At 42.0% G+C, this 22,564-nt stretch carries 30 protein-coding genes, 1 tRNA gene and 1 pseudogene; 19 read left to right on the top strand and 13 right to left on the bottom strand.

The genetic code is table 11. From position 1 onward, the window contains the following. Window positions 1-254, bottom strand: a 254-nt coding sequence (locus CFE23_RS07820) for a glycine zipper 2TM domain-containing protein (RefSeq protein ID WP_291086460.1), incomplete at its 3' end; no start/stop codon positions are given. 10 nt (window positions 255-264) lie between these two features. Next, complete coding sequence (locus tag CFE23_RS07815) at window positions 265-741, bottom strand: lipocalin family protein (RefSeq protein WP_291086459.1); 477 nt, start codon at window positions 739-741, stop codon at window positions 265-267. Between the two features lie 176 nt (window positions 742-917). On the opposite strand from CFE23_RS07815, the gene htpG reads away from it, so the two are divergent. Beyond that, window positions 918-2,819 (top strand): molecular chaperone HtpG, encoded by a 1,902-nt coding sequence (gene htpG, locus CFE23_RS07810; RefSeq protein ID WP_291086457.1) that lies wholly within the window; start codon window positions 918-920, stop codon window positions 2,817-2,819. A gap of 63 nt (window positions 2,820-2,882) precedes the next feature. Here htpG and CFE23_RS07805 read toward each other — a convergent pair whose 3' ends face one another. Then, window positions 2,883-3,419, bottom strand: a complete 537-nt coding sequence (locus CFE23_RS07805) for a pyridoxamine 5'-phosphate oxidase family protein (protein WP_291086455.1) — start codon at window positions 3,417-3,419, stop codon at window positions 2,883-2,885. 136 nt (window positions 3,420-3,555) lie between these two features. Here CFE23_RS07805 and CFE23_RS07800 point away from each other — a divergent pair, with 136 nt between their 5' ends. From CFE23_RS07800 to CFE23_RS07790, 3 genes are all read left to right on the top strand, one after another. Then, window positions 3,556-3,963 (top strand): DUF2721 domain-containing protein, encoded by a 408-nt coding sequence (locus CFE23_RS07800; protein WP_291086453.1) that lies wholly within the window; start codon window positions 3,556-3,558, stop codon window positions 3,961-3,963. Window positions 3,964-4,090: 127 nt separating this feature from the next. Then, entirely contained in the window at window positions 4,091-4,711 is a 621-nt protein-coding gene (locus CFE23_RS07795; protein ID WP_291086451.1) for a response regulator transcription factor, read from the top strand. Between the two features lie 75 nt (window positions 4,712-4,786). Then, a complete protein-coding gene (locus tag CFE23_RS07790) occupies window positions 4,787-5,344 on the top strand; it encodes a hypothetical protein (RefSeq protein ID WP_291086449.1) in 558 nt (185 codons plus the stop codon). Window positions 5,345-5,354: 10 nt separating this feature from the next. Here the strand turns inward: CFE23_RS07790 and CFE23_RS07785 are convergent, their stop codons facing one another. Continuing rightward, the gene (locus tag CFE23_RS07785) at window positions 5,355-5,672 is read right to left on the bottom strand and encodes a hypothetical protein (RefSeq protein WP_291086447.1); all 318 of its coding nucleotides are present in this window, start codon (window positions 5,670-5,672) and stop codon (window positions 5,355-5,357) included. Between the two features lie 209 nt (window positions 5,673-5,881). Between CFE23_RS07785 and CFE23_RS07780 the strand changes: the two genes are divergently transcribed. Further along, window positions 5,882-6,391, top strand: a complete 510-nt coding sequence (locus tag CFE23_RS07780; protein WP_291086445.1) for a hypothetical protein — start codon at window positions 5,882-5,884, stop codon at window positions 6,389-6,391. Window positions 6,392-6,401: 10 nt separating this feature from the next. On the opposite strand, the gene CFE23_RS07775 is transcribed toward CFE23_RS07780, so the two are convergent. Then, window positions 6,402-7,928: an ATP-binding protein gene (locus CFE23_RS07775; protein WP_291086443.1), complete on the bottom strand. Its 1,527-nt coding sequence runs from the start codon at window positions 7,926-7,928 to the stop codon at window positions 6,402-6,404. Between the two features lie 97 nt (window positions 7,929-8,025). On the opposite strand from CFE23_RS07775, the gene CFE23_RS07770 reads away from it, so the two are divergent. Both CFE23_RS07770 and crcB read left to right on the top strand, forming a co-directional pair. After that, window positions 8,026-8,421: a DUF2809 domain-containing protein gene (locus CFE23_RS07770; protein WP_291086441.1), complete on the top strand. Its 396-nt coding sequence runs from the start codon at window positions 8,026-8,028 to the stop codon at window positions 8,419-8,421. Between the two features lie 183 nt (window positions 8,422-8,604). Further along, entirely contained in the window at window positions 8,605-8,985 is a 381-nt protein-coding gene (gene crcB / locus CFE23_RS07765) for a fluoride efflux transporter CrcB (protein WP_291086439.1), read from the top strand. On the opposite strand, the gene CFE23_RS07760 is transcribed toward crcB, so the two are convergent. Next, window positions 8,986-9,450 (bottom strand): DinB family protein, encoded by a 465-nt coding sequence (locus CFE23_RS07760; RefSeq protein WP_291086437.1) that lies wholly within the window; start codon window positions 9,448-9,450, stop codon window positions 8,986-8,988. Between the two features lie 388 nt (window positions 9,451-9,838). Here CFE23_RS07760 and CFE23_RS07755 point away from each other — a divergent pair, with 388 nt between their 5' ends. Beyond that, window positions 9,839-10,249 carry a response regulator gene (locus CFE23_RS07755; RefSeq protein ID WP_291086435.1) on the top strand — a complete coding sequence of 137 codons (411 nt, stop codon included), beginning with the start codon at window positions 9,839-9,841 and terminating at the stop codon, window positions 10,247-10,249. 58 nt (window positions 10,250-10,307) lie between these two features. Here CFE23_RS07755 and CFE23_RS07750 read toward each other — a convergent pair whose 3' ends face one another. Together CFE23_RS07750 and CFE23_RS07745 are read right to left on the bottom strand one after the other, a co-directional pair. After that, complete coding sequence (locus CFE23_RS07750; RefSeq protein ID WP_291086433.1) at window positions 10,308-10,649, bottom strand: hypothetical protein; 342 nt, start codon at window positions 10,647-10,649, stop codon at window positions 10,308-10,310. Window positions 10,650-10,737: 88 nt separating this feature from the next. Continuing rightward, complete coding sequence (locus CFE23_RS07745; protein WP_291086431.1) at window positions 10,738-11,337, bottom strand: murein L,D-transpeptidase catalytic domain-containing protein; 600 nt, start codon at window positions 11,335-11,337, stop codon at window positions 10,738-10,740. Window positions 11,338-11,455: 118 nt separating this feature from the next. Between CFE23_RS07745 and CFE23_RS07740 the strand changes: the two genes are divergently transcribed. The 10 genes and pseudogenes from CFE23_RS07740 to CFE23_RS07695 all read left to right on the top strand — a co-directional run bounded on the left by CFE23_RS07740 (window position 11,456) and on the right by CFE23_RS07695 (window position 19,157). Beyond that, window positions 11,456-12,373, top strand: a complete 918-nt coding sequence (locus CFE23_RS07740; protein ID WP_291086429.1) for an EamA family transporter — start codon at window positions 11,456-11,458, stop codon at window positions 12,371-12,373. A 30-nt stretch (window positions 12,374-12,403) separates the two neighbouring features. Then, window positions 12,404-12,772 (top strand): DoxX family protein, encoded by a 369-nt coding sequence (locus tag CFE23_RS07735; protein ID WP_291086427.1) that lies wholly within the window; start codon window positions 12,404-12,406, stop codon window positions 12,770-12,772. Beyond that, a complete protein-coding gene (locus CFE23_RS07730; RefSeq protein ID WP_291086425.1) occupies window positions 12,756-13,364 on the top strand; it encodes an alpha-ketoglutarate-dependent dioxygenase AlkB in 609 nt (202 codons plus the stop codon). Before CFE23_RS07735 ends, CFE23_RS07730 begins: the two co-directional genes overlap by 17 nt. Before the next feature lie 51 nt (window positions 13,365-13,415). Next, the gene (locus CFE23_RS07725) at window positions 13,416-14,240 is read left to right on the top strand and encodes a sterol desaturase family protein (RefSeq protein ID WP_291086423.1); all 825 of its coding nucleotides are present in this window, start codon (window positions 13,416-13,418) and stop codon (window positions 14,238-14,240) included. 118 nt (window positions 14,241-14,358) lie between these two features. Further along, the gene (locus CFE23_RS07720) at window positions 14,359-14,637 is read left to right on the top strand and encodes a DUF2805 domain-containing protein (RefSeq protein WP_291086421.1); all 279 of its coding nucleotides are present in this window, start codon (window positions 14,359-14,361) and stop codon (window positions 14,635-14,637) included. A 199-nt stretch (window positions 14,638-14,836) separates the two neighbouring features. Next, window positions 14,837-15,115, top strand: a complete 279-nt coding sequence (locus CFE23_RS07715; RefSeq protein ID WP_291086418.1) for a DUF2089 family protein — start codon at window positions 14,837-14,839, stop codon at window positions 15,113-15,115. Between the two features lie 2 nt (window positions 15,116-15,117). After that, window positions 15,118-15,699, top strand: a complete 582-nt coding sequence (locus tag CFE23_RS07710) for a hypothetical protein (RefSeq protein WP_291086416.1) — start codon at window positions 15,118-15,120, stop codon at window positions 15,697-15,699. Continuing rightward, entirely contained in the window at window positions 15,696-16,631 is a 936-nt protein-coding gene (locus tag CFE23_RS07705) for an alpha/beta fold hydrolase (protein WP_291086414.1), read from the top strand. The genes CFE23_RS07710 and CFE23_RS07705 overlap by 4 nt, the downstream gene beginning before the upstream one ends. 50 nt (window positions 16,632-16,681) lie before the next feature. Continuing rightward, window positions 16,682-18,175 (top strand): annotated as a pseudogene (locus CFE23_RS07700) (peptidase M61); the annotation flags it as partial. A gap of 268 nt (window positions 18,176-18,443) precedes the next feature. Beyond that, complete coding sequence (locus CFE23_RS07695; RefSeq protein ID WP_291086412.1) at window positions 18,444-19,157, top strand: DUF4369 domain-containing protein; 714 nt, start codon at window positions 18,444-18,446, stop codon at window positions 19,155-19,157. A gap of 237 nt (window positions 19,158-19,394) precedes the next feature. On the opposite strand, the gene CFE23_RS07690 is transcribed toward CFE23_RS07695, so the two are convergent. The 5 genes from CFE23_RS07690 to idi all read right to left on the bottom strand — a co-directional run bounded on the left by CFE23_RS07690 (window position 19,395) and on the right by idi (window position 21,857). Next, window positions 19,395-19,471: transfer RNA gene (locus CFE23_RS07690), tRNA-Thr, on the bottom strand. A gap of 75 nt (window positions 19,472-19,546) precedes the next feature. Then, the gene (locus tag CFE23_RS07685) at window positions 19,547-19,813 is read right to left on the bottom strand and encodes a hypothetical protein (protein WP_291086410.1); all 267 of its coding nucleotides are present in this window, start codon (window positions 19,811-19,813) and stop codon (window positions 19,547-19,549) included. Window positions 19,814-19,868: 55 nt separating this feature from the next. Next, window positions 19,869-20,837 carry a type I phosphomannose isomerase catalytic subunit gene (locus tag CFE23_RS07680; protein ID WP_291086470.1) on the bottom strand — a complete coding sequence of 323 codons (969 nt, stop codon included), beginning with the start codon at window positions 20,835-20,837 and terminating at the stop codon, window positions 19,869-19,871. Window positions 20,838-20,912: 75 nt separating this feature from the next. After that, window positions 20,913-21,323 (bottom strand): 6-carboxytetrahydropterin synthase, encoded by a 411-nt coding sequence (locus CFE23_RS07675; protein ID WP_291086408.1) that lies wholly within the window; start codon window positions 21,321-21,323, stop codon window positions 20,913-20,915. Between the two features lie 6 nt (window positions 21,324-21,329). Continuing rightward, complete coding sequence (idi, locus tag CFE23_RS07670) at window positions 21,330-21,857, bottom strand: isopentenyl-diphosphate Delta-isomerase (RefSeq protein ID WP_291086406.1); 528 nt, start codon at window positions 21,855-21,857, stop codon at window positions 21,330-21,332. Window positions 21,858-22,050: 193 nt separating this feature from the next. Between idi and CFE23_RS07665 the strand changes: the two genes are divergently transcribed. Then, entirely contained in the window at window positions 22,051-22,542 is a 492-nt protein-coding gene (locus tag CFE23_RS07665) for a hypothetical protein (RefSeq protein ID WP_291086404.1), read from the top strand. The last annotated feature ends 22 nt before the right edge of the window (window positions 22,543-22,564 follow it).

Raw genomic sequence — 22,564 nt, 5'->3', positions numbered from 1 at the left:
GCCTGTTTGTCCAATTTGTTACCGATGACACCACCGGCAACACCGCCGACAACACCACCAAGTACCGCTCCAAGGGCACCTTTTCCGCCCTTTCCTACATTATTTCCGAGAACACCGCCTAAAATGGCGCCGCCCACTGCACCGATTGCTGCGCCACGTTGCGCATTATTGGTATTTTTTGCGGCTTCACAGCTCGTAAATAAAGGTGACGACATCATCACCATCGCCAATGCTACTATTGATAATTTTTTCATTTTCTTGTTTTTAGTTTACTTTATTAAATTGATAAACGACATTGGTCATTTTTCCACCCACATCAATTTTATCCAACAACTGGAACGAGGATTCCGATTGGTTGGCCAGCGTGAGCACGTAGCCGTCACGAACTTTCTTGGCTTTTTCACCCGCATTAAGCAGCTTAAGCACGAATTGACCGTCTTTATTTACAAACCAGGTAAACGGTGAGCTGAACGACGTACAATTGGCAGCGGTCAATGCCATATCGCCTTTGTTGTTGTTCGAAATAAACTTCCAGGTGCTTCCTTCAAAGCACTTTGAATCTGCAATCTGGAAAGAAAGCACCCTGATGTATTCTGAGCCGGGATAACTCACTGAACTCAGGACCCAATTCCCCTTAATAGCGACCTGGGCTTTCGTGTCTGTTTTGGTATTTGTAGCGGATGTCGACTTGCAGGAAGCAACCGAAATCGCGAGTACAAATAATAATAGTAATTTTCTCATTGTTTTGGTGAATTTAAATTTAACAAGTACAAAGATACAATCCCAACTTTAATTTTATGTTTTAAGATTTGATAATTAATTATTAAAATTAGCATTCGCGACAATTTGTCACATTTTAAAATTTGGTCTTTTATTTGAAATGCGGATAGAAACCAATTTTAATAAAACTTTATACTATGACAACAGGAAAAATTAATGTTTCAGTAGAAAACATCTTTCCCTTAATCAAGAAATTTTTATACAGTGACCACGAAATCTTCCTTCGTGAGCTGGTTTCAAATGCTACCGACGCCACGTCAAAATTGAAACACCTGACCAGCATTGGCGAAGCTAAAGTCGAGTATGGAAATCCAATCATTGAAGTAAAAATTGACAAGGAAGGAAAGAAACTTCACGTCATCGACCAGGGTGTCGGAATGACCGCCGAAGAGGTGGAAAAATACATCAACCAGGTCGCGTTTTCCGGCGCAGAGGAATTTTTGGAAAAATATAAGGATTCTGCGAAAGATTCCGGAATTATAGGCCATTTTGGCCTTGGATTTTATTCCGCCTTTATGGTTGCGGAAAAAGTTGAGATCATTACTAAATCATACAAAGACGAACCGGCAGCGCATTGGACTTGCGATGGCAGCCCAGAGTTTACGCTGGAGCCTTCGGATAAATCCGATCGCGGAACCGAAATCATTTTGCATATCGCCGAAGATTCCCTGGAGTTTTTAGAAGAGGGCAAAATCAGCAGTCTACTGAACAAGTACAACAAGTTCATGCCAATCCCAATTAAATTTGGCACGAAAACTGAAAAAGTTGAACAGAAAAAAGGAGAATCAGTTGCCGAGGACGACAAAGATGAAGTTTTCAAAACTGTTGAAGTTGACAATATCATCAACAATCCAAATCCTGCCTGGACAAAACAACCTTCCGAGCTGACTGACGAGGATTACAAAAACTTCTACCGCGAATTGTACCCGATGCAGTTCGAAGAGCCTTTGTTCAATATTCATTTAAACGTCGACTATCCATTCAACTTAACCGGAATACTGTATTTCCCAAAACTTGGTGCTGATTTGCAAATCCAGAAGGATAAAATCCAATTGTATCAAAACCAGGTCTATGTTACCGATAATGTTGAAGGAATCGTTCCGGAATTCCTGACGATGCTGAAAGGCGTTATCGATTCACCGGATATTCCATTGAACGTTTCGCGTTCGTACCTTCAGGCCGATGGCGCCGTGAAAAAGATTTCAAACTACATCACGCGTAAAGTGGCCGACAAACTCAAATCCTTGTTTACGGAAAACCGCGAAGACTTTGAGAAAAAATGGAACGACATCAAGATCGTTCTGGAATATGGGATGCTATCCGAACCAAAATTCTATGAAAAAGCAGGTTCATTTGTCCTCTATCCCACCGTTGATGACAAGTATTACACGCTTGACGAATTGAAAGAAAGCCTAAAGGACAAGCAAACAGATAAAGACGGCAAGTTAGTAATCCTGTATGCCGGCAACAAGGATGCGCAACACAGTTACATCGAGGCAGCAAAGGCAAAAGGCTATGAGGTGCTGTTGCTTGATTCGCCCATCGTGTCGCACGTCATCCAAAAACTGGAAGGTGATAACAATGGGTTGACTTTTGTACGCGTGGATTCAGATCACATCGATAACCTCATCAAAACTGATCAGGAATCTATCTCAAAACTTTCTGATGAAGAAAAAGAGTCACTTAAAACTATCGTTCAAACTATAGCGCCTCAGCCTACTTATAGTGTGCAACTTGAAGCTTTAGACAGTCAGGCTGCGCCATTTTTGATTACGCAGCCAGAATTTATGCGCCGTATGAAAGAGATGAGCCAGTCCGGTGGTGGCGGAATGTTTGGCATGGGCAATATGCCGGAAATGTACAATCTGGTGGTCAATACCAACTCAGATTTGGCGACGGCAATACTTGCCAACAAAGACAACGAAGCACAATCGGCATTGGTAAAACAGGCGCTGGATCTTGCAAGATTGTCTCAAAATTTACTCAAAGGGGAAGAACTTACCGCTTTCGTCAAAAGAAGTTTTGAGTTGATTAAATAACCCTGTGTGTGTTTTATAAAAGAAAGCCGTCTTGTTTTAGACGGCTTTCTTTGTTTTCAGCGTTTACGGCATGATGTTTCCTTCTATAGAATCATCATAGGTTTCGCCAACAATAGCGCCATAAGTCCGTTTTAGGAGACCAATGGCCATGTTGTGTTTGGTGTCCCAATAATATCCTTCCGAAGGCACGAATTTAATTACTGTGATTCGTGGATCATCCTGTCCTTCAGTAAACCAGGTTTTCATGGTGGCATCCCATAATTCTGCTATTTTCTGACGATCGGTGCTGATTGTCGCAGTGCCATAAAGCGTCATATAGTCGCTGTACGACGATCCCTGGAACAACATTTGTACATGAGGATCCGAAGCAATTTCTTCGTTTTTATGAGAGTCATTGGAACTTAAAAACCAGAAATTACCCTGATCATCGATTTTTTCTGCTGCCATTGGACGCGTTTGGAAAGGCTTTCCTGAAACGATGTTGGTACAAAAAAAACAGGAGCCCGCTTTTTTGGCAAGTTCCTTAATTTTCTGAAGCGCCTCAGCGCCCTGCAAATCTCTAAAATTATCTTCCGGTTGTTGTTGGTTGATCGAGTCCATAAAGTTTTTTTTACATTCGAATATAAAATTATACTTCTCAAGGCCCATGCTTTGTTAACTAAATGAAATAAGTTTACAAGATTCCGGCTATTCTTTTAACGTGTTTTGTACCTTGCAGTCGCTAATTCCCTAGTCTATGACGCTTCATATCGAAACACCGGCGCTGCTGTTTTCCGCCACATCGCTTATTTTACTTGCTTATACAAACAGGTTTCTTACGATCGCGACTATTGTGCGCGGCTTACGCCAGCATTACGAGCAGAAGGAAAGTTCGAAAACGCTACTCGAAATAAAAAACCTGAACCTTCGACTTACATTAATCCGTTATATGCAGATGTTCGGCGTTTTAAGTTTATTCCTTTCTGTTTTTGCGATGCTGCTCTTGTTTCTCGAACAGGAGTTATCAGGAATTTATCTGTTTGGGTTGAGCTTATTGTGCCTGCTGGTGTCGCTAGGTATTTCGTTTTGGGAAATTAGCATTTCAGTCAATGCCTTAAGGCTGCACCTCAGCGACTTAATAGATAACAGCGATGAGAAATCCTAGCGCCCATACTTTAAAAAAATGTTCAGTTGTATTAGTTTTTTTACTAATTTGAGTGCGCAATAAATAACCGATAAACCAAACACAAAACCGGCAAAATTATTTTTTTTTTTGCCAAAACACTAAAAATATGATCACAGTGGTTATTGCCGAAGATCATCAGGCGATGCTCGACGGAATCAGGTTATCCCTAAAGCCTGAAAATGACATCCGTATCATTGGAGAAGCGAAGGACGGCGAAATGCTGTTGGATTTGGTACGCAGGACACAGCCATTAGTAGTTGTGACCGACATCAGGATGCCAAAATGTGACGGTATTGCTGCGACCAAAATCATCAAGAATGAATTCCCAGAAATCAAAGTCATCGCGTTCAGCATGTTCGACCAGCATATTGCCGTCACACAAATGAAAGAAGCCGGTGCCTCAGGATACATTATGAAAAGTTCATCGGTATTTTTACTGCAGGACGCAATCCGGTCGGTGCATGTCGGCAATACTTATTTCGACCATGCCATTATCGCAAACGATGCCATCGCACACAACAGTGCCCATCTGACAACAAGGGAAAAGCAGATCCTGAGGATGATTGGAGAAGGCAGAACGACGGAAGAAATTGGAACAGAGCTTTGCATCAGCAGTGAAACTGTAGGCACACACCGGAAAAACATCCATAAAAAAATGAACCTGCATGGCAAATCGGACCTTATTCGATATGCCATCGAAAGCAAGTACGATTTTTATAGCTTGTAAAATACCCTATAAAGGGTATTTTATTTCTAATGGCGATTGTTAATCTTTGTTGCACAACATTTTACACAGACAGCAATGGATCCAAAAACAATTTTCTACTACTTACTCCCCGGTGCAATTACACTGGTTGGCGTTCTGCTTGCATTTAAAAGCGATATTTTGAAAGATGGCACGGACTGCGAGGTGAAACCATATAGTTTCGCAAACACACAACTGCTTTGGTGGACGTTGATTATCGTGTGTACTTTCAGTATGTACTATGGCGAACATGGACAAATTATCAAACTAACAAAGTCAAGCCTCATTCTCCTCGGAATAAGCCTTGGCACCATAACCGCCGCTAAAATCATTGACAATACGGATAAGTCTACCAATGCTTCAAGACATCAGGATAAAAATCACAGCAGTAACTTCATCATTGATATTATATCAGATGGCAATGGCATTAGCGTACACCGTTTTCAGGCATTTGCCTTCAACGTGATTTTCGGACTTATTTTCCTGAATTATTTCTTTACCAACCAACAGTTTATCGAGTTTGGCGAACTGGAACTCACGCTGATGGGGATTAGCTCCGCCGCGTATGTAGGGTTAAAAGCAACCGAGAATAAGTCTGTCAATCCGCAGGAATAGTATGTTGAAATTATATTTCCGAGTCGCTTTTGAGATCATCTGCAGCATCAGCATGGTGGTGGTTTGAAATGGTTTTCACAAAATCCTCTTCGCTGCTATCCGAATGTGCCTTATCGTTTATATTGTATTTATTTACGAGTGCAATCCTGCCATTGTCTGCGTGCTGAGGGTCAGCGGGATTTCGCTGTAAAGTAGCATCGTTTACTTCCCGCTCTGCTTCACTGTAACCACTACCTGTTGTACTATCCGGGGTATAATTTTCATTCAAAGTCGGACCGGATACCGGTTGATTGGTTGCATTTTCATTATGGGCTGCTTGAATTTCCATGGCTATAAAGTTATATTGTACCGAAGTTCGTAAACAAACTCCTTTTAGATCTTACGAAATTAGTGGGAAAGATTATATCATGTAATAGCACCTCTACAACCCGGCAACCATTTGAAATTGTAATTCCATAAACTTTTTTAAAATCCGTATAATTTTATGACAGATGCCCGATTTAGTTTTGAATAAAATTAATATTCAACACAAACGCTATGAAAAATCCAGATAACCTACACATTAAAAACACATCTGCACCAACTGAAATCATCTACAACCATACTGTATACGACATGATGGTATTTTGCGACGGCAGCTGGGACCAAACGTATAAAAAATCACTGAGATTTCTGGACCGAAATGCAGGTGCGAAAATCCTTTACATTGAAAAACCGATTTCATTTCAGCCAGAAGAGAATCCTGCAAAATTCCTTATCTTAAATGACAACCTGCATGTCCTCAGGCCAAATGTTTCCTCAATCGATGCTGTTTTTAAACTACTACCACGCCAGGCGAGGACAAAAAGCGTCGCAGTGGGATGGTTTTGCGCTTCCGAATACACCCACTTTGCGGAGCTGATCCGTTTTAAAACGGTTGTTTGTGACTGTAATGCAGGTGTTGAGCTGAAGCACCGCGCAGACATTATATTAGAACAGAGCCAGAAGTCAGGTATTACGTCTTTTAACTCACGTAAAAATAATTCGGCCTACCCAGTAGCGAGTTAATGGTGACATTTCAGCCTTTTGTTGGGATGTAAATGTGGAATTTTGCGCCAACGCCCGGTATTCCCTCGGCAACTATATCGCCGTGATGGTTTAGCATAATTTTTTTGCATATGGCAAGTCCGACACCTGTTCCTCCATAATCCTTTTTTCCGTGCAGGCGCTGGAATACTTCAAAAATCTTTTCTGCATACTGCTGGTCGAAGCCAATGCCATCGTCCTCAATTGTAATCTTCCAGAATTTCAAATTGTTGTTCTCAACTTTTTCGGCAGCAATTTTAATTTTGGGCGCGGTCTCCGGTTTACGGTATTTGATCGCGTTGTTGATTACGTTTAAGAGCAATTGCTGGAATTGAATTCTCACGACCTGCACCGTGGGAAGCGTGCCAATTTCGAAAACGGCGCCACTTTCCCCGACCGAAATGTCGATTAAAGCCAAAACTTCCTTGACAAATTTATTCAGGTCTGTTCGCTCCGTTTTTATGATTCCGGACTCCATACTCGAATAACTCAGCAGCGCGTCAATCAGCATTTGCATTCGTACAGCGGTGCTGTTGATGTTGGTAAAATAGGCAAGTGTATTGTCTGAAAAGTTTTTTTCCTCCTCCAGTATCCTGCTGATGAACATCCTGATTTTCCGAAGCGGTTCCTGCAAATCATGAGAAGCGATATAGGTAAACGAGGAAAGTTCCTTGTTCTTATTAAACAACAGTGTATTCATGCGCTCCAATTGCAGCGCTGCCTCCTTTTCAGCAGTAATATTTTTGGAGGTAATGGTCACCGTATCATTCACCTTTTCCATTGCGGCCGTGAGCCATAGTTCATGATTTCTGTCTGCGACCGAAATTTCATACGTATTTGGGATGCCGGTGATGAGGCAGTTTTTTACTTTTTCGAATATGCCATTTTCAAATACGCCGGGATAAACCTCCTTAAATGTTTTGCCCACCACATCCTGCACGGAAAGCCCAAAATTACCCGGCACTTCCTGGTTGGTGTACGTAATCCTAAAGTCCTCAATTTCCCCGAATGCATTCCGGAGTGGCTCATAACTTGCAATCCCATAATAGGTGGAGTTCAACACTGAATTTAAAAACGAACGTGACTGCTCCAATTCCTGCTTCCGCTGGGTGAAGCGCCTTTCGTTTTCGATGAGTTGCGCTTCGGCATGCCTTTTCTCGGTGATGTCTTCAATAAACAGGAATATTAAAGCGGGTTTTTTTTCGTCCGCATCTGTTAGGTGAACGTTTAGGACCAGGCATCGGTCACCGGTACTTTCCGGAAAGGTCAAAAGGGTTTCATGGTCTTCCGCATGCTTTTCCTTTGGAATAACTTTTTCAAAGAGTTTATGGATGTCATCCTTATCCCAGGCCTTTCCATTGATTTCGAAAAAAGATTTGCCTTGTATCTGGTCGGAGACACATTTAAAATTAGCATAAAAATTTCTATTTGCCTTTGTAATGGTAAAATCACGCTCCATGATTAAGATGGCATCACGGCTTGTTTCCAGGAGGATTTCGGTGTAAGTTTCTGTAAACATTGGATAATGCTTCGGTTTTTTTCCGGCAGTTAAATTTAGATAAAATTTACGGTTTTAATCATTCGTCGATTACATTTGTAGTATATCAAATGAAAATATGAAGCAGGCTTTCGGATTACACGTTCGTTACTTTTGTTGGTTCATTGCGCTATTTCTTGCCGAATGCATTATCGCCGGGTACTTTCATGACCAGCTTGTACGTCCCTACTTCGGTGATTTGCTCGTAGTCATCCTGCTGTATTGTTTCGTGAAATCGTTTTTCAATTTCAATTGGTTTAAAACCGCTATGGGTGTACTGCTGTTTTCCTATGTTATTGAGGTTTCACAATATTTTCACCTTATTGTGCATTTAGGACTAAAAAATTCCCTGGCGGCAAAACTCATTTTAGGCTCCGGTTTTGCCTGGATGGATCTTGTGGCTTACACGCTTGGGACAGCTGTGATTTTGGTCATCGAAAGCAGGTCTGCTGCAACCATGAAAAATGCCGCCTGAATGGATATTTTGGAATTGGCTTATTGCACAGCGTGAGGTTTATGATGTCAATATTTATTACGTTGCCCGCTTTTGATATGCCATGGTATAAAGACCATGCTGAAATTTGAATTTTGCTGGTGTCTTTATTTTAGGCAGGATTGGTTATTTTTGGCTGAAATATTCTTTTAACAGGATTTAATTATGATAAAAACACTGCTCGCGGTTGGGATTGGAAGTTTCATTGGCGGCATTTCCCGTTTTCTGCTTTCGGGTTTTTTTCAGTCGAAACCCGGTATAGAATTTCCCACAGGCACTTTTATAGTGAATATCCTCGGCTGTCTTTTGATTGGTGTCGTTTACGGATTTGCTGACAAAGGGAATCTTACAGAGGACTGGCGGTTGTTCCTCGCCACCGGTGTGCTGGGAGGATTTACAACATTTTCTGCTTTTTCGTATGAAACCATGAGCTTATTGCGGAATGACCAGCCCATGATTGCAGTCGGTTATGCCGGTGCAAGTATTTTCATAGGCATTTCAGCCACCTTTATTGGGTTTTCGATCGTCAGGCAAATGCTAAACTGATCATCTTATGATATCGGTATCGACAGGTGTGTAACCGAGATGCCTGCTTAACGTCAGTACCTGTCCCTTATGGTGAAATTCATGGGTGATGACGTGGGTGAATAACTCCAATGGTGTGGAATTGAAAGACTGCTTTCGAAGCGATACCGGAATCTCACAGGTTAAATCGTTGTGATATTTTAGGCAGAAATCCTCCACCAGCTGATCCACTGTGACAAATAAAATTTCCAGTTGATCAACAGTACTGATGGCATCGTAGGGCGTAAAGGGCTTATGATCACCCAGACCCTGAGCACCAATCCACCACTCATAAGTATTGGCAACATGGACGAGCAGATTTCTGACACTTCCAAAACCAAAAGTGACATCGACCTTGGTGAAGTCATCGACCGCGAATGTTCTGCAGTAATCAAGAAGCACCCTTCTTGAGGATTTAATGAGTTCGTATTGTACTTTTATTTCCATATTCTAATTATTTGTTTTTCAAGTTTTTATCACTAATATGCGGATTTTAACCACCTTGACATTATTATAACATTACTATAAATTCTTATAATATTTGCATGTCCGCTTTATAATTTTAGTCACTTTTAGCTTACATTTGTTTTAACCTATTTGATAAGGTTATGGCGCTCGTCGTCGTTTCAATTTCAAAATCGTTTTGCAGTTTGCGTATGCACAAGTTACTAGCGCTAAAGAGAAAATCGATTTAAAATTTAAAATAGGCGAGGTTTAAATATGCTGCATCACGCAATTTACTTGTATTTGTTTCCACTATTGCCCCATAAAAAAGGCGGGTGCCGCAAAAATACGACCGCCTGTAAAACTATAATTTAATCTTTATATTTGCAGCATGACGAAACAGAGAATACTTGTAGTAGATGACGACAAAGACGATCAGTCTTTTTTGATGGAAGCGATTAATGAACTATACCCCACTTTTGAGTGTGATCTTGCAGACAATGGCCGTGAAGCCCTGGAACATATCGATAAAAACCCACCTCCCCCGGATTTCATTTTTTTAGACCTGAACATGCCGCTTCTAAATGGATATGAGTTCCTGAAGGAATATAAAAAACAACCAGAAAGCGAAAAGAGTAAGATTATTGTATACAGTACTTCTTCGCATCCACAGGATAAGATCGCGACAAAAGACCTCGGCGCTACTGATTACATTACTAAACTGAGTGACTTCAGGAAATTAAAGCAAATGCTGCAGGATGTATTTGGGAGCCACGGTGGCGTGAGCGTTTCCCATGTTTAATTGGCAAAATTAAATAACATATAAAACAAAAGGGCTGTCTGAGACAGCCCTTTCAACTTTAATTGCGCTTCGGTTCGTACTGAACCTGAGGCTTGGTTTTTTTTGGTTTTTTTATGGTGTCAGATACCGGTTTTTCAGCGGTTGTCTGCTTTTGGGTTCGTCCCTTGTCCTTTGCCTGCTTTTCCGCCTGGAATTCGGCTTCACTTTTAGCCTTCGCAGCGTCCCGTCTCGCTGCCGTCTCGACTTCACGTTGAGTTTCTCTTGGCGGTTGCTGTTGCAATTGATCCTGATCAACCTGCCCATTTGCCTGGGCTGAAGCCATGGGGATTGCTGCGTAAAACAAGCCTGCTATCAACAACCCCTTTAATCCTGTCGTGTATTTTCTAAATGTGGTTTTCATAATGTAATTTTTTAATATGATTACATTACAAAGTAAGGTTACACAAATTGGTATCCTTTACAGGATTCCGGAGAAAAGTTACAGTTTCCTAATCGCCTATGATCCATAATAAAACGGGTTTCGGAGTTTGTTTCAACTTACCGTCCAACACTTTCATAAATGCATCTGAAACTGCCGGGCAGCCCCAACTCAACGGACTTACTTTGGGATACACCTCTTCGTCTGAAACGGCGTCCCAGGAATGAAGGACGATCACCCTTTTTTCGGCATTGGCATTGGTCTTTTCAAGGCCATGCAACCAATATTTGACCTTTATTCCCCAGCTGCTGTAATCGCGCTTCCCTATTTTGTATTTTCCTTTTGCCGTGCAGTGGCTGTCATTCGCGTTGTTGAACTTCGCTTTCTCCCATTTTTCAGGATTTTCACTGACGACATCGCAGCTTCCGTGTGTAACAAGCTTCTTATAAGTAAACTTATTGCTTTTAAAATCGTATACGAAGAACCGGTTTTTGCCGGGATGGATACTCATATCAATCAGGAAAAAATAGTCCTCATTAAAACCATTGGATTTGCAGAAAGACAGCGCCTCAGATTCATATTTGGAATAATTTTTTGGGGCAGCCGGCGTCCCATTGTATTCTTTACAGCAAACAAAAGACAACAACAGCGTAAACAGTATGTTTTTCATTATTATCGGTTTAGGTAACGTTGATAACTTTAACCGGGCAGAATTATTTTAGAACCTTAAAAATATTTCATACTCACATTTTAAAATCTATCTTTGTCGGCTTTTTAAAAATCAGCAGATGACAAATAAAAATATACTGAAAGGGGTTTTTCTGGTGGGATTAGGTGCCACGAGTTATGGCATGCTTGCCACATTTGTCAAGATGGCGTATGACGACACCGGAATGAGTGGCAATCACTTTACTCCCGCGGAAGTGATTACCGCACAGTTTGTCCTGGGTATTGCAGCAATTTTGCTTATCAATGCTTTTCAGAAGAAGAAAAACGGCGCAGCAGTTAAAAAAGCTTCTGCAACAAACGTCAAACATCTAATGCTCGCAGGAACTTCGACCGGCCTGACGAGTATTTTTTATTACCTCGCAGTACGGTACATCCCGGTTTCTATTGGCATTGTGCTGCTGATGCAGACTGTTTGGATGGGCGTACTGCTCGAAATGATTCTCGAAAAAAAGTTGCCGTCCAAAATTAAGATTTTCGCCGTCATAATCGTTTTAATTGGAACGGTGTTGGCAACGAACCTAATCGATGCACAATCGTTCCCGGATTGGCGCGGACTTGTTTTGGGCCTGCTTGCAGCCGCTTCGTTTACAACCACCATGTTTACGGCGAACCGCATCGCCACGGATATTTCTTCGGCACAACGCAGCTTGTATATGTTGCTGGGTGGCGCAGTGCTGGTTCTTATTTTTGCGTTGGCCACACAACACACACCTTTTAATTTCGACATATTTTTCAAATGGGGGATTCTGCTCGCATTGTTTGGAACCGTAATCCCTCCGATGCTGATGAACGCCGGATTTCCATTGACCGGCATTGGGCTGGGAAGCATTGTATCGTCGTTAGAGTTGCCGGTTTCTGTAACGATGGCCTACTTCCTGTTGCACGAAGAGGTGCTTATGGTACAGTGGGCAGGCATCCTGATGATTATTGGGGCCATCGTCGTGATGAATGTTAAATTCAAACGGACAGGGGATTAATTTTTGTAATTTAGGCAAAAACAAATCGGGATGGTTTTACCTTGGCATCTATACGTAATGGCGGCCATTTACTTGTTGGCCGGGCTGAATCACTTCAGGAAGCCACAGCTTTACAGGAAGATTATCCCTCCCTACCTGCCATGGCATGCCGCAATAAACTACACCAGCGGCGCAGCGGAAATCGTCATTGCCATCGGTCTTTGCATTCCTGCTATTTCAGCATACACGGCCTGGGGCCTTATCGCTTTACTCATCGCCGTTTTTCCAGCAAATATTTATATGTATACCGAAAAAAATGCCTCGCTGCGCATGCCGAAATGGCTATTGCTTTTAAGACTTCCGTTGCAGGTAGTATTGATTATCTGGGCTTATATCTACACCAATGGCCTCCCTATTTGACCATGACAACGAGCCCATTATTTTTGATGTGCCGGACGCAGAAATTGTATATTACCACAACCTATTTACTGCCGATAAAGCAGATGAACTGTTTCGGCATTTGATGACAGAGATTCAATGGCAGCAGGATGACATTACGCTTTTCGGCAAAACCCATTTGCAACCCCGGCTTACGGCGCTGTACGGCAACGAGGGAAAACCATACGGTTATTCTGGCATCGTGATGAAACCCCATCACTGGAATGCTTTACTAACATACATCAAAGAGACAGTCGAACAATTTACTGAGGCGCGTTTTACCACCGTATTGCTGAACCAATACCGCAACGGCAGGGACAGCAATGGCTGGCATGCAGATGACGAAAAAGAATTGGGAAGAAACCCAGTGATTGCATCGGTGAGTTTCGGGGCAACAAGAGCGTTCCATTTAAGACACAATACAATCCCTGACCAGAAAATCAAAATTAACCTGGAACATGGCAGTCTGTTATTAATGAAAGGTACCACCCAGCATTTCTGGAAGCACCAGGTTCCTAAAACGACAAGGCCAACCGGCACCCGCATTAACCTGACTTTTAGGATCGTGCTTTAAATGTTCCTTTTTACTGTAAAAAAAAAGTACATTTGAGAAAATGCTTTTTTTATGGAAAACATCGTTCATTATTTCAGCCAAATTCCTTCATTGCATCGGGCGTTGATCCTGGCTGGCGGGATTGCTTTTTTCTGGCTACTGGAAAGACTGAGGCCGATGCTGCATTTGGAATACAAAAAATGGCATCACGCCGGAATAAACATCTTTTTTACCGTTACTACGATCATCGTAAATTTTGTGCTCGCGTTTTTGTTATTAATGACGGCAGATTGGGTAACCGAAAATAACTTCGGTATTTTAAACCTGATTCCAAAAATGAGTATTTGGGTATATGCGATTGCAGGACTGTTATTATTGGATCTGATTGGCGCCTACCTATCGCATCTTACAGAACACCGGGTTAAACTATTCTGGCGTTTTCACCTGATCCACCACACCGATACCTGGGTTGATACCACATCAGCAAACCGGCATCACCCCGGCGAAAGCGTCATTCGATTTTTGTTTACCGTATTGGGAACACTGATTGTGGGCGCACCCATGTGGATGGTTTTTATGTATCAATCGTTGTCTGTCGTCTTCTCGCAATTTAATCATGCCAATATCGCACTTCCAAAAAAACTCGACAAAGTGTTGAGTTGGATATTCGTGACCCCGGATATGCATAAAGTGCACCATCATTATATGCTGCCTTACACAGATTCAAACTACGGCAACATCTTTTCAGTGTGGGACAGGCTGTTTGGCACCTTTTCATACCTGGAAAGAGCCGAAATTATTTATGGTATCGACAGCCATATGGACGCCACGCAGCATAACAACCTGAGGTTCCTGCTTAAAATCCCATTTTTAAAGCAACGTGATACAGAAAGATGATCCTTGCGAAAAATTTTCAGACGATTAAAAAAGTAAACCATTTTTTTATTAATATTGATATTGAAATCAAAACCTAAAAAAAATTATTGTCGTTTTTATCTGAATTAATTTTCAAATAATGAAAAAGAGCAAGCATCTCGAGTTGGACAGGGAACAGTCAGAAAGGCTGTTTACGTTGGCGTTGGAAGAAAGAAATCCGTTTGAAATTATCAAGAAAGAATTTGGCTTCGCCGAAAAGGAGGTTCTTGAAATCATGAAAAAAAGGTTGACCGCAGATAAATATGAGCTTTGGAAGAAAAAGGCAATGGCAGGCAAGCCTAAACCAAAACCACCGAAAATTGACGATTTTGACGACGAACTCGACGGCAAATATTACATAAAGAATAAATTTGATTAACCCATCAAAGCTCCTTTACAAAGGGGCTTTTTCTTTTTATAGCATTACCCCAGGTTTGAAAGTGCCGGGTGAATTCCAGCGGACACCTATCTCCAACCGCACTAAATTAAAATATTATTACACTAAATTAATTTTTATTTAAATAATATTTATTTTGTTTTAAATTTTATTTAACTTTGTCTCATCAAATCACAAACTGATGATTCCAAAACTTCCCGTTGAATGCCCGAGTTGCCAAAATGGTTTATCTGTCACACAACTTTCCTGCGCCAATTGTGGCACCAGTGTTTCAGGCAACTATGCGCTCCCCATTTTATTGCAGTTGACTGAAGAAGACCAGAATTTCATCCTACAGTTCTTTGTGAACAGCGGCAGCCTGAAAGAGATGGCGTCTCAGATGGGCAATAGCTATCCGACTGTACGTAACAAACTCGATGACATCATCGAAAAGGTAAAGCATATCAAACAAAAACCTTAACCATGAAAATCATTTTTAATCCTTTTGAGAAGTTCAGTACGAACACACAGTTAATCTTCGGAATTTTAATTTCCGTTGCAGGCTGTTTTCTTGCATACCAGTTCAACGCGCACTATGATGGCGCGCTCGACATTCATTTTGCTGATGCAGTACCGTTGCATATCCCCTTCCTCGAAATTGTATTGGATACTGCATGCCTCGGAATGGCTTTATTCGTTGCCGCAAAAACCATCAATCCAAAAACACGTTCTATTGACATCTTTTCGACAGTTCTCGTGGCACGATTCCCGTTATACCTCATCCCACCGATGAACTATAACAATCGTATGTACGAAGAAACCATGGCTATTACGGAAATGGCGATGCGCAATCAAACGAATTTTGCCATTCCGGACATGGCTTTTTTTCTGGCGTTTTCCGCATTGTCTCTGTTGTTGTTAGTTTGGTTCTTTGTTTTATTGTGGAACGGCTATAAAGTGGCGTGTAATGCAAAAGGCACCACGGCTGTGTTGGCGTTTATTGGCGCCATCATCATCGCTGAAATCATTTCGAAAATATTAATCATTTACACTTTCCCATTATGAAAAAATTTACAATCCTGCTCGTAACGTTTTTGGGCTTAAACGCTCTCGCACAAAATAATACTGTGAAGGAGTCTGAAGTCGCTGTGAATGACCTGATCAAAGGCACACTATTTACGCCCGCAAATCCATCTGCCAATACAAAATTGGTGATTATTATTGCCGGCTCCGGCCCTACCGACCGGAATGGCAATCAGGCCGGAATGAACAACAACGCGCTGAAAATGTTGGCGCAATCCATCGCCCAAAACGGGAATGCCGCTTACTCCTATGACAAACGAATTCTTGCCATGGCCAAAACTGGAAAGCTGGACGAATCCTCGCTGAACTTTGAAGATTTTATCAAAGATGCCAAAGATGTCATCGCGTATTTCAAAGCCAAAAAAACATATTCTAAAATCATTGTTGCGGGGCATAGTGAAGGTTCCTTAATTGGGATGGAAGCAGCGAATGGCAATGCTGATGGATATATCTCAATTGCAGGCTCTGGAAGGCCAATTGATCAGGTAATTATGGACCAGCTCAAAGCGCAGCCACAGCAGATGCGGGACAGTGCGGCCAAGTATTTCGCCATCTTAAAGGATGGAAAAACGTTCAAATTGGACGACCCATCCATGGCATTCCTATTTCGCGAAAGTGTCCAGCCTTACATGATTTCCTGGATGAAATACAAACCACAGCAGGACATCAAGGCACTTAAAATCCCTGTACTTCTCGTGAATGGCACAAAGGACTTACAGGTTGCCGTATCGGAAGCGGAATTGTTGCATGCGGCGAAACCAGACGCGACGCTGGAGCTGATTCCGAATATGAATCATGTGCTCAAGACGATTGAAAATGGTGATGCAGAAAATGCTGCCTCGTACGGAAAACCCGATCTGCCGGAAAATCCAAAATTCCTTACAGTCGTTAATCAATTCATAAAATCGATTTGAGTTGTAACAGAACCGTGGTAAGTTTGACTTATGCTTAAAAAATCAAAAGGATGAGAAAAACTTTCGCTACGCTGTTTACTATATTATTGCTGACTGGCTTTACTGCAGAAGCACAGAAAAAGAAGGCTAAAGCACAGAAGCCGTCAGCGACCATTACTGAATCTGTTAAGGTTGACATTGACCTCAATATTGTACAGGATGACAAAATTATGGTTACGGTTTTACCTCCAAAAATCAATGTTGAAACCATCACGTATAATATTCCAAAAACGGTTCCTGGAACTTATTCTACTGATAATTACGGGAAGTTTGTTGATGATTTTAAGGCATTTGACGCTAGTGGAAAAGAGCTTACCGTAGTCCGTGATGGCGACAATTCCTGGAACATCAGCGAAGCCAAAAAGCTTGTAAAGGTAACTTATTGGGTTAACGACACCTTTGACGTGGAGTACACTCATGATATTTTTTCGCCGGCCGGCACCAATATCGACGATGGGAAAAACTTCCTGCTCAACACGCATGGTTTTATCGGCTATTTTAAAGAATTCCTGCAGATTCCTTATACGCTTTCCGTTGAACATCCGACAACTTTGTGGGGAGCAACCTCGATGACCGATAGCGACAAAAGCGATGCAAAAGATGTTTTTACGACACCGCGCTACGCAGAATTGGTCGAAAATCCCATCATGTACTCGAAGCCTGACCACACCACATTCAACGTCAACGGCATGGATATTCTGATCAGTGTTTACTCCCCGACCGGAAAATACACTGCAGCCATGATTACACCCGAAATGCAAAAAATGATGACGGCGCAGAAGAATTTTCTGGGCAGTTTTAACAGCACCAAAAAATACAGCGTGCTGCTGTACCTTACGGATTTGAGAAAAAAAGACGCGAAAGGCTTCGGCGCGTTAGAGCACCCGACGGCAACAACTGTGGTAATGCCCGAATTGCTTCCTAAGAAAACGATGGATGAGCAAATGAAAGACGTGGTATCACATGAATTTTTCCATATTGTAACACCGTTAACCATACACGCGAAGCAAATCCAGGATTTCGATTACAATGACCCAAAGATGTCAGAACATTTATGGATGTATGAAGGCGTTACCGAATATTTCGCAAACCTGTTCCAGGTCAATCAGGGATTGATTACGGAACCCGATTTTTATAAAAGAATGCGGGACAAGATCCGGAATGCCAGGTCGATGGACGACACGATGTCTTTTACCGAAATGAGCCGCAACGTACTTGTCCCGCCTTACAAAGCCCAATACAATAACGTGTATGAAAAAGGCGCCCTGATCGGGATGTGCATCGACATCATCATACGCGAAAAGAGTAACGGACAACGCGGCATCCTTGACCTCATGCAAAAATTATCTCAGGAGTATGGCGTCCACAAGGCATTTGATGATTCCGAACTGTTTCCGAAAATAACTTCATTGACATATCCTGAAGTGGGGGAATTCCTGACCACGTATGTTGCGGGGAAAACGCCGATTCCGTATGCGGACTATTTTGCGAGGATGGGCATTACGGACTTTGAGTTTACCGATACCTCCAAAACCGCATTAAAAGATGCTTGGCTGAAAAAATAAGTCCACATGGGCACAATCGCTGGCCCGGATGGAAGCGGCATCCTTTTTCCGGCCCTTTCGCCGGGAAAAGATATAGCGGACAGCCGGATCATGCCTCAAAAAACAAATTAATTCTATCCCTGATTTCGAAAGAGATTGGGGATTTTTTCATTATTTTGCGCCACTCCAGGCCAAGGTGGCTAAATGGAAAGAAGTTAAATCAAAACGAATGAGAAAAATAGTTTCGGCCATTGGATTGTGCCTGTTGATGGCGTCATGTGCCAAAGAAAAACCCAAAGGAAACCTCCAAATAACGGGAAATATTGAAGGTCTGAAGAAGGGCACCTTATATATTAAGCATATTAAAGACACCAGCCTGGTTGCGATTGACACCATCAACATTGACGGCGATTCCCATTTTGAAAGCTGGCTCGAACTGCCGTCGCCGGAAATGTATTACCTGGTTTTGGATCGGGGCGTTACCAATTCATTAGATGACAAAATTCCGTTTTTCGCCGAACCCGGGAAGATGACGATCGACACGAAGCTTGACCAGTTTTTTACACAGGCAAAAATTACTGGGTCAAAAAACCAGAAACTGTATGAGGACTATCGCAAGATTTTGGCGCGTTATACGGGAAAAAACCTGGACCTGACAGAAATATTGTTGCGGAAGCAGCATGCCAAAGTGACCACCGGTGTGGACAGCATTACTGCATTACAAAACCGCACGACAAAAAGCCAATACCTGTTTGCGGTAAATTTCGCTAAAAATAACGGCAAGTATGAGGTTGCACCTTACATCACGCTATCCGACATTCCCAATATCAGATTGGAATACCTCGAAATCATTTACAAGGCAATGTCTCCAAAAGTGGCTTCCTCGTACTATGGAAAAAAGCTGACGGCTTTTTATAATGAGCGAAAAAAAATGGGGCAATAAGTCCTGTTGACCAAAAGTAAAAAACCATCCTATTGCGGATGGTTTTTTTATTTCAGGCCGCTCGTAATATGTCCGATAGCAGGATCTTTTGGAAGCCCGATTAAAAAAACCACCTAACAAGCGGATGGTTTTTCTGGAGCCGATAGCGGGACTTCCCGAAGTGCCAGGCATTCGGGATAAACTTCTCATGGAGCGTATCACAAAAAAAAACCACCACTAAAAAAGTGATGGTTTTTTTGGAGCCGATAGAGGGACTCGAACCCACGACCTGCTGATTACAAATCAGCTGCTCTAGCCAACTGAGCTACACCGGCGACTTAACGGTGCAAATATAATTTTGATTTTCTAAATTCCAAAAAAATATGGACACTTTTTATCGTTAAATTTAATTACAGCGTGTTGATTTTAGCAATAAGCTGATTAGCAGATTGTTCTAAATCGGCACTGATCTGTTTAAAGTGTGCTTTTTTATTTTCAACGTTTTTAGCATTCACTTTTGCAATCAAAGCATCAAATGCAGCAAGCGCTTCATCGATTAATGCATTGGTTTCTGGTGTTGGTTGCCCTGAAGTCGACATCTCGAAAAGGTAAACCGCTTCTATGATATCGCCTAAAACGTAATTGATGTCTTTCTTTAAATTTCTAACATTTGCCATCTTGAACTGTATTTTTAAAATTTGGTGCAAAACTACACATTATCTTTGGATTAGCCTAGGAAATATAAATTTCTAAGATCGTGGCCTTCCCTTCCATCGTGTAGGATTCGATAGCCGCAGGCAAAAGTACGGTGTCGCCCGTGCTGTATTCGTAATGCCCGTTTCCGGTATCCAAAGAAAAACTCCCTTCCGTACACATGAATACACGAAAAGAATCTCCGTCCTGTGCAACTTGCTTTTTCCCATCAAGCGGAATAAAATTAGTTGTAAAGTAAGGGCAGTCTACCACTGGGTTCGACTGGTTTGGTGTCCTGGCATATTGTTTCTGCGTTTGAACCACGTCGTAATTAATCGCGTCCAATGCCAGGTCGACATGAAGTTCCCTGGTATTCCCGTTGGCATCCTTTCGGTCGAAATCATAAATCCTGTAGGTGATGTCTGAAGTCTGTTGAATTTCCGCAATCACAAGCCCTGCGCCAATCGCATGAACCGTGCCCGTTTCAAGAAAAAAAACATCGCCTTTTTTTGCCTCAATGGTGTCAAGGATGGAGATAATGCTGTTGTCTTTTAAGCTTGTGAGGTATTGCTCCGGACTTGACTTTTCTTTAAACCCAACAATGATGCGGGCGTTGGGGTCGGCTTGCATCACATACCACATTTCCGTCTTACCGAAAGAATTGTGCCGTTTTTTCGCCAACGCATCGTTAGGATGTACCTGGATCGACAGGTCTTCGCGGGCATCAAGGTATTTGAACAATAAAGGGAAATCTGTTCCGAAACGCTGGTGCACGGACTTTCCCAAAATGGCTTCCGGCGCCGCTTCAATGACTTCAGTCAGCGGCATGCCCTTGTTTTCACCATTGGCAACGATACTGATGTCGCCTTTGACAGTCGACAACTCCCAGCTTTCGCCTGTAATTTCAGATGTTATCGGTTTATTTAAAAGTGTATTTAGTTTTTGTCCACCCCAAATCCGTTCTTTCAGTATGGATTCAAATTGCATTGGATACAGCATAAAGACTATTTTATTGGTTTAAGCAAATGTCAATTTTCAGTACGAGAAATACTAATACAATTTTGATATTCTATTGTACAATTTCTATTGCCCCCTGTAAGTGGCGAATATACGTGGCGTTTCGTATAGCGTGACTTCGAGGTCATGTGCTGCCTTAATGTGGGCCCTGATCTTGTTATAGATGACTACCGAAAAATTCTCGACAGTAGGATTCAGTTCCTTAAAGTCAGGCACGTCCAGATTTAGGTTTTTGTGGTCAAAGGCATCTTCGACTTCGCTCTCGATAATATCGCTCAGTTTCTTGATATCCATGACAAAGCCGGTCTCAGGGTCAATATCACCTGTCAGGCTCACAATTAGTTCATAGTTGTGCCCGTGGAAATTCGGGCTGTTGCACTTCCCAAAAACAGCACTGTTCTTTTCGTCGGTCCAGTCTTTACGGAACAGTCGGTGCGCGGCATTAAAATGGGCTTTTCGGGAAATGGTTACTTTCATAGTGTTCTATAAGGTATGTGCTTCGAGATAATGGTAAAATTCGTCAAATATAATTTTGAACCAAACAGTATAAATTTCCGGATGACGCAGCATATCAGATTTTATGTCTTCCACTGACATCCACTTCCAGGCTTCGGCTTCTTCGGTATTTAAAACAGGTTCGTCATTGTAATACCCGATCATTACGTGATCGAGTTCATGTTCGGTAAGGCCATTATCGAATGGCGCTTTGTAAATAAAGTGAAACAATTCCGTTAAATCGGTCCTGATTCCCATCTCATCAAACAGTCGTCTTGTTCCAGCTTCAATGTTGGTTTCGCCTTCACGCTGATGGCTGCAACAGGTGTTTGTCCAGAGCAACGGCGAATGGTACTTCTGGCTGGCGCGCTGCTGGAGCATAATTTCCTTTTTATCGTTAAGGATGAATACGGAAAATGCGCGATGCAACACCGCTTTTTCGTGGGCTTCAAGCTTAGGCATTAAGCCAATCTGGTTGTCATGCTCATCAACCAATATAACCTGTTCTTCTGTCATGTTAATTCTATTGCAGCCAAAAATACTAAAAAAGTAACGGGCATCAAATCATGACTGTGAATTTGGGATTTGTTTAAGGTAAACTTGAATTTTTTAATGGGGGGAGCAATTCCCTTTCCCACTATTTTGCTTAGGAAAAACCTCCTGTTGTTCTTTTTGCTATTTTTACACCAAATCTAAAACCAACAATCACATGAGGAAACTATTATCAGTTTTACTAATAGTCGCAAGCCTTTCTTCTTTCGCCCAGGACTATAAGGTACCTGTATACAAATTCGGAAACGCGACGGACTACAGCAAATACAATGCTGAAATCATCAAATGCATCACCTGGATCGAGAGCAATCCTTCAGACATTGAAAGTAAAAACGCAGCCACACAGTTTTTTGTGGAATGGCTTACCGGAACCCCGGACGTCAGCGTAGAAATGTCATCAGCAATTCTAAAATTCAATCAGGAAAACAGTGATTTACTGATGGCTTTTATGTTTGGATGGACAAAGTATGCACTTCAGACTCCCGGAGCTGTAGAGGATAAAATAAAATTGAATGCTGCAGCGCTGAGGAATGTCATCAGGGTATATAAAAAAACAAGCGACCGCGATCCCGAAATAGACAAATTAGCCACGTTGGATAAAGAGGGGAAGCTTGAAACCTGGGTCAAAGACCAACTCAAAATAAAGTAATCAAAGTCGGGAGTTTCCCGAT

It is taken from the genome of Flavobacterium sp. BFFFF1, assembly GCF_002256285.1.
GTDB lineage: Bacteria > Bacteroidota > Bacteroidia > Flavobacteriales > Flavobacteriaceae > Flavobacterium.
The sequence above is the reverse complement of the archived record's forward strand: the minus strand, read 5'-3'. Positions and strand labels throughout refer to the sequence as shown.